The 7103-nt window shown below is 39.2% G+C and carries 7 protein-coding genes; 6 read left to right on the plus strand and 1 reads right to left on the minus strand.

Annotation, left to right across the window (positions count from 1 at the left end; translation table 11 throughout):
- Positions 1 to 11 precede the first annotated feature (11 nt).
- From O3798_RS05380 to O3798_RS05395, 4 genes are all read left to right on the plus strand, one after another.
- On the plus strand, positions 12 to 1166 hold the full coding sequence (locus tag O3798_RS05380) for a mannitol-1-phosphate 5-dehydrogenase (protein WP_371463819.1): 1155 nt from the start codon (positions 12 to 14) through the stop codon (positions 1164 to 1166).
- A 143-nt stretch (positions 1167 to 1309) separates the two neighbouring features.
- On the plus strand, positions 1310 to 1951 hold the full coding sequence (locus O3798_RS05385; protein ID WP_371463821.1) for an amino acid ABC transporter permease: 642 nt from the start codon (positions 1310 to 1312) through the stop codon (positions 1949 to 1951).
- A 12-nt stretch (positions 1952 to 1963) separates the two neighbouring features.
- On the plus strand, positions 1964 to 2593 hold the full coding sequence (locus tag O3798_RS05390) for an amino acid ABC transporter ATP-binding protein (RefSeq protein ID WP_371463823.1): 630 nt from the start codon (positions 1964 to 1966) through the stop codon (positions 2591 to 2593).
- Positions 2594 to 2602: 9 nt separating this feature from the next.
- Complete coding sequence (locus O3798_RS05395; protein ID WP_371463825.1) at positions 2603 to 3451, plus strand: amino acid ABC transporter substrate-binding protein; 849 nt, start codon at positions 2603 to 2605, stop codon at positions 3449 to 3451.
- Positions 3452 to 3552: 101 nt separating this feature from the next.
- On the opposite strand, the gene O3798_RS05400 is transcribed toward O3798_RS05395, so the two are convergent.
- Positions 3553 to 3819 (minus strand): type II toxin-antitoxin system RelB/DinJ family antitoxin, encoded by a 267-nt coding sequence (locus O3798_RS05400; RefSeq protein ID WP_371463827.1) that lies wholly within the window; start codon positions 3817 to 3819, stop codon positions 3553 to 3555.
- Between the two features lie 193 nt (positions 3820 to 4012).
- On the opposite strand from O3798_RS05400, the gene ucpA reads away from it, so the two are divergent.
- Both ucpA and O3798_RS05410 read left to right on the plus strand, forming a co-directional pair.
- Complete coding sequence (gene ucpA, locus O3798_RS05405) at positions 4013 to 4810, plus strand: SDR family oxidoreductase UcpA (RefSeq protein WP_371463829.1); 798 nt, start codon at positions 4013 to 4015, stop codon at positions 4808 to 4810.
- Positions 4811 to 5126: 316 nt separating this feature from the next.
- Entirely contained in the window at positions 5127 to 6920 is a 1794-nt protein-coding gene (locus O3798_RS05410) for an AIPR family protein (RefSeq protein ID WP_371463831.1), read from the plus strand.
- The last annotated feature ends 183 nt before the right edge of the window (positions 6921 to 7103 follow it).

A 7103-nucleotide genomic window follows, 5' to 3' on the forward strand; every position in this document is an offset into this window, starting at 1 on the left:
AGTCATCAAATATGAAAAATGCAGTACATTTTGGCGCAGGAAATATTGGCCGTGGATTTATCGGAGAATTGTTATTTGAAAATCACTTTTCAATCACATTCGTTGACGTCAACGAAAGAATCATTGACGCCTTAAATGAACGTGGTGCTTACGAAATCGAGATTGCTGAAGAAGGACAACGCCATATTGCCGTATCGAACGTGCGTGGAATTAATAATGCTAAGAATCCAGAAGCAGTCGTAGAAGCCGTTGCTAAGGCAGACTTAGTGACAACAGCCATCGGACCAAATATCTTACCATTCATTGCGGAACTTATCGCAAAAGGAATTGAACAACGCCGTGTTAGTGGAAATACAACTCCAGTTGATGTTCTAGCGTGCGAAAACATGATTGGCGGTTCTCAATTCTTATACGAAGAAGTCAAAAAATACTTAAGTGAAGAAGGCCTTGCCTATGCGGAAGAATTTGTCGGCTTCCCGAATGCAGCTGTAGACCGTATCGTTCCAGCGCAAACGCATGAAGACCCACTCTTTGTGGTGGTGGAACCTTTCAATGAATGGGTGGTTGAAACAAGCCGTATGAAAAACCCATCTCTTCAATTAGAAGGAGTGCATTACGAAGAAGATCTTGAACCATTCATCGAAAGAAAATTATTCTCAGTGAACTCAGGACATGCGACTTCAGCATATACAGGCGCACACTACGGTTCTAAGACAATCCTTGAAGCTCTTCAAAATCCAACTGTAAAAGAAAATGTAGAAGCCGTTCTTGCAGAAATCAGAAGTCTTCTTATCGCTAAATGGGGCTTTGACGAACAAGCCTTAAAAGACTACCATAAAGTTATTATCAGTCGTTTCGAAAATCCATTTATCGTGGATGATGTTACTCGTGTGGCAAGAACACCAATTCGTAAATTAGGATACGACGAACGCTTCATCCGTCCTATCCGTGAATTACGTGAACGTGGACTTTCATATGACAACCTATTGAAGACTGTTGCGTATGTCTTTGATTATAAAGATGATAGCGACCAACAATCAGTTGAGTTGCAATCATTACTTGCACAAAAACCTCTTGCGGAAGTTGTCAAAGAAGTGACAGGAGTGAGTGAAGAAGCGCTCGTTTCTCAAATTGTAACTTCTGTTGAACAAGTCGTATCTTTCTAATAGAATCACCATTCATATAACAAATAAAGGAATCAAGTGCATCACTGCTTGATTCCTTCTTTTATTACTAGGAATATCATTTCTGATTTAGGGATGAAATATGATATACTAGTAGCTATTCTTAGAGGTCGGAGGACGTATCATTGTCTTATTTAATGGAAATTTTACCAAGCTTATTACACGGAGCAGTGACGACATTAGAAGTGTTTGCACTCGTGCTCATCTTCTCGATTCCGCTGGGCATTCTCATTGCCTTTGCGATGCAACTGAAATGGAAGCCACTCAACTGGTTCATCCATATCTACATCTGGGTGATGCGAGGGACGCCTCTGTTATTACAACTCATTTTTATTTATTACGTCTTGCCAAGTGTCGGCATTCGACTAGACCGACTACCGGCAGCGCTCATTGCCTTCACGCTCAACTATGCAGCGTACTTTGCGGAGATTTTCCGCGGAGGGATCGATACGATTCCAAAAGGGCAGTATGAGGCAGCGAAAGTGTTGAAATTCACGCCGGGAGCAACAATTCGCTATATCGTTCTTCCACAAGTGACGAAGATTGTCTTGCCAAGTGTCTTCAATGAAATCATGAGTCTTGTCAAAGATACGTCTCTTGTATACGCGCTTGGAATCTCAGACCTGATTCTAGCCAGCCGTACCGCAGCTAACCGCGACGCGAGCCTCGTTCCGATGTTTCTAGCAGGAGCGATTTACCTTATCGTTATCGGAATTGTGACGCTTGTGGCGAAACGCATTGAAAAGAAATTTAGTTATTATAAATAGGAGGACAAGCAGATGTTAGAATTACGCAATATTAGTAAACGATTCGGCGATAAACAAATCTTGTCCGATTTCAACTTAACCATCCACGAAGGAAAAATCTTGGCCATCGTCGGACCTTCAGGAGGCGGGAAAACGACCTTGCTTCGGATGTTAGCAGGGCTTGAAAAAATCGACTCTGGAGAAGTGTTCTATAACGGCGAACCTTTAGCGCTTGATGAACTTTCGAAGCGCCAACTCCTTGGATTCGTATTCCAAGACTTCCAATTATTCCCACATTTATCCGTGTTAGAAAACTTAACGATTTCACCTGTGAAGATGAATGGCATGCCCCAAGAGGAAGCAAATGCGAAGGCACGCGTACTATTAGAACGCCTTGGCCTTTCTGGACACGAGGACGCGTTCCCGTATTCACTCTCAGGCGGACAAAAACAACGGGTGGCTTTGGCACGCGCGATGATGATTGACCCTGAAATCATCGGCTACGACGAACCAACGTCAGCGCTCGACCCAGCTCTTCGCCTAGAAGTAGAGAAGTTAATCCTCCAAAACAAAGAACTCGGAATGACGCAAATCGTCGTGACCCACGATTTAACTTTTGCCGAGAATATCGCGGACGAACTCTTGACGTTTGAACCGAAATAGGAGGCCGCTATGAAGAAACGAAAAGGAATCCTAGGGCTTTTGACGCTTGTAGGGGTGACGGTCATGACTCTTGCAGGCTGCACGCAACTGGCCAGCAATCCAACAGTCGATAACTGGGATAAATACCAACAACAAAAGAGCATCACGGTCGGCTTCGATAATACCTTTGTTCCGATGGGCTTTGAGGAGAAGAATGGTAACTATGCAGGCTTTGATATCGAACTCGCCCAGTACGTGTCGAAGAAACTGGGCATCACGGTTCACTTCCAACCGATTGACTGGGACATGAAGGAAACGGAACTCCAAAACGGCACGATTGATGCCATCTGGAATGGGTATTCCGCTACAGATGAACGCCGCGAGAAAGTCGCCTTCACGATTCCCTATATGCAAAATACGCAAATCTTAGTCGTGAAGAAAACGAGTGGCATTCACTCCGTAGAAGATATGACGGGCAAAGTCCTTGGCGCACAAAACGGCTCTTCAGGGATGTTGGATTTTGAAGAACATCCAGAAGTGTTGAAGAACCGTGTCAAAGGCGGGGACGCCGACCAATACCAAAGTGTGAACGAGGCCATTATCGACTTGAAGAATGACCGTATCGACGCCTTGCTTATCGACCGTGTATACGCGGATTACTACCTCACAACAGAAGGCATTGCCGACGAGTACGACACCATCCCTTCAGGATTCGAGAGTGAATCTTTCGCGGTAGGGGTACGGCCTGCCGATAAGAAGCTCCTCGAAGCGCTAAATCAAGCTTTCAAGGAACTCTATCAAGAGGGCATCTTCCAACAAATTAGCCAGAAGTGGTTTGGTGAGGATGTCGCAACGCCTGAAGTCAAAGGGCAAGAATAACCATTGAAACGAAAACCATCGCTGGACGGAAGGCGCGCCTTCTGGAAGGCGATTTTTTGTGCAAAAAAAAGCCACTCCGAGGAGTGACTGGATACTGCTAGTTAGTCTTCAATTAATTCATCGACAGAAGTAGTGGAGTGTTGAAGCTTTCCAGAAAGAATGTCGAGTGCTTCTTGAAGGGCCAGTTCGGTTTCGTGATTATAACGAGTCTGGTCAACTGGAAAAGGGAATCCTCCATGTAGGATGGATGCTTCTAAAAAGAGAGTGACTGCTTCTTCTAGAGTCATACCCAGGCTAGAAAATAGGGCTTCTGCTTGTTCTTTTAGACTGGAGTCAATTTGTAGCGTATGGATTTTAGACTTTGCCATCTTAAGACCTCCTAAATATCTTTGACACTATCGTATTGAAAAAAGAAGTGAAATGCAAAATAAAAGGAGGTCATTTCTAGAAAACAAAAAAGGTTAGGATAAAAACTCGAAAACATAGAAAATAAGATTGATAAAACGGTTTCAAAAAGGTACACTGGAGGTGCAGAAAAGTTCACGTAAAGGAGAGAAAACCATGAAAAAATTAGAAGGAAAAGTAGCACTCATCACTGGAGCAGCCGTTGGACTTGGAAAGGGAATCGCAACGGTTTATGCCAAATACGGCGCTAAGATGTGCCTTGTCGACTTATTACCAGAAGTCGAAGAAACGGCCAAAGAATTAAGAGAAACTTACGGAGCCCAAATCGTTACTTATGTCGGAGATGTCTCCAATAAAGACCATATGAAAGAAGCAGCCAAGAAGGCAAAAGACGCCTTCGGGGAAGTGAATGTGGCTTGTTGCAACGCTGGGGTTTGCCGCTTAGCTCCATTTGAAGAAATGAGCGATGAAATGCGCGACTTCCATATCGATGTGAATATCAAAGGCGTATGGAATAGCTGTCAAGCCGTCATCCCTTATATGCTCGAACAAGGCGGTGGTAGCATCGTTATTGCGTCTTCTGTAACAGGGGATATTGTAGCCGATGCCGGAGAAGTAGCCTACGCCATGACAAAAGCAGCGCTCGTTGGCTTAACGAAATGCTTGGCCGTCGAATACGCAGACCGTCATATCCGCGTGAATTGCTCACAACTGGGCTATGCAAGAACGCCAATGGTTGAAAAGATGGCGATTGAATCCAACCCAGACAACCCAGAAAGTGCCATCCAAGACATCGCAGTAGGCGTACCAATGAAACGCTTGGCAGACCCACTCGAAGTCGGCGAACTCTTCGCCTTCCTAGGAAGCGATGAAGCCAGCTATCTCACAGGAAGCCAAATCGTCATCGACGGCGGCAGCACCTTGCCAGAAACCATGAGTATCGGGACGAATTAGGGGAGAGAGCAGAAAAAAGTGCAACGAAAGAGAAGACCACTTGCAGTGAAATGCAAGTGGTCTTTGTTCATCTTGATGAAATATTAATCTAAATAACTTCGATTCCAGATATCTTCTAGAATAACTTCACGAATAAGATTTCTGTAAAAGGGAAAGATAGTTGATATAACAGGATTATAACCAAATAAATCCATAATAATGAATAAAATTCTATTTAATTTATAAAAATAATAGTGACAATCATTTTAAGATCATATATAATTTAGAAAGCGCAATCATTTTTTGTGAGATAAAGGTTAAAAGAAGGGTGATCAATTTGAGTTATATTGAATCAGAAATTAGTAAAATAATAGAAATAGCAGATTCAAAGGGAGACGAGATTTCTGAAGAAAGAGCGTTTGATTATTTAATTTGTTCATTGTTTTGTTACAACAGTATTGATTATAGAGAAAACTGGAATAAATTAACATCTCAGAATATTACAGATGGTTCAAGAGATGGAGGAATCGACTTTGTTTATTTTGATGATGATAATGGCAAAGTAGTTATTGGACAAAATAAATATTCAAATAACTGTGATGTAAATTCTGTCTGCGCAGAAATCGAAAAAATAATTAGTACGATTAAAGCCTTTTATAGTGGTGCTACAACAGAATTTAGTAGAGATATGAAGAAAAAGGTTCTTAATGTTTTAGATAGACTTAACGAAGAAAATGAGGGAAATATTGAGGTTATTTTTTCATCTTTATCTAATTTTGATCAAATCAAAGTAAGAGATAGAGTAAGAGATAAAAATATTTTTTCTGATTTAATTTTTTATGATGTTAGTGATATTGAAAAGGTTATAGAAGATCTTCAAAAAGAGCTAAATGTTGTATCAGAGTTCAGCTTTGATATTGATAAATCAAAGAATATTTTAAACTACAGATCGGAAAAATATGAGGGTAGTGTATTTAATATCAGTGCTGTAAGTTTGAAAAATGCTTTTGATAGATTTGAGACATCAGGCTTATTTAATTTAAATATCAGAAGATATGTTAAAGCAAAAAATGTTGATGAAGCTATTAAAAATACAATTCTTCATGAAAAAGATGATTTTTGGTTCAAGAACAATGGCCTTACGATAGCATGTCAGGATTATAGAATTGATGGAAATACTGTAAAAATGTATAACTTTTCAATTGTGAACGGTGGACAAACCACTACTCTAATTTCAAAAAACTTAAAAGACAATTCAAAGGATTTTTATGTTCTATGTAAGATTGTAAAAAGTACAGAAAAGCTAGATAATAAAGAAACAATGAGGTTCTATAATGAAATTGCAGAGACTACAAATTCGCAAAAACCAATTCAACCTAGAGATTTAAAATCTAATTCTCCTGAAATGATTGCTTTACAAAAATTGTTGTTAGAAAGAGATTATTTTTTAGAAATTAAAAGAGGTATTTCGGCTCCTAAAAAATTCAAAGATAAAAAACTAAAGAATGATGACTTAGCGCAGTTGTATTATTCATTTGTTATTCAGAAACCAGGAACAGCGAGATCTAATAAGAAGTCGTTATTTTCTAATAACTCGCATTATAATAGAATATTTTATCAACAATACGGGAAGCATCCTCATAAAATTGATTTCCTTGTAGATTTGATTCAATTGAATAAACGTGTAGATGAAACTATTAAAAAATTTGAAGATGGTTATTCAAAGAACGCTTTGAGCGTAGAAGAAATGAATGTGTTGAGTAATGCCAAGTTGTGCATTATAGCATTAATAGGTTTTATCTATAGGGTTGTAAACGACGATTTTGATGTTAGAAATCAAAGTATTGAAAAGGATTTAGATCAATTCGAATATGGATATTTCATTTCAAATTATCACGGCGATGATATCGATGAAAAAATCGAAGATCTTCTTTATGATTTGATTGTTCATATTAATGATTTATATGAATCAGAATATGAAAAGCAACGTGTTACAAGTATCAGTAATTTCCTTAAGACTGATAAAATGTATCAGCAAGTTATTTTAGAGAAATTTATAATCAATCTAAGAAGAGGAAAGAATTTAGAAAAACTAATTGAAGAATATGGTGATTTATTCAGACGAAAATAATAATAATTACTATTCGGTACGTTAGAAACTTACGACATTAAACAAAAAAGAGTAGCAAAAGCTACTCTTTTTTGTTTAGGCAAAGCGGGGAAAATTATGTATACGAGTTAGTGGAAATAACGTAAGATAAGACAGTTAATACTTTTAGCAAAATAGTACTAGAAAAAAGCAAAATGTAACATA

Source organism: Granulicatella sp. 20925_1_45, from assembly GCF_041433555.1.
Classification (GTDB): Bacteria; Bacillota; Bacilli; order Lactobacillales; family Aerococcaceae; genus Granulicatella.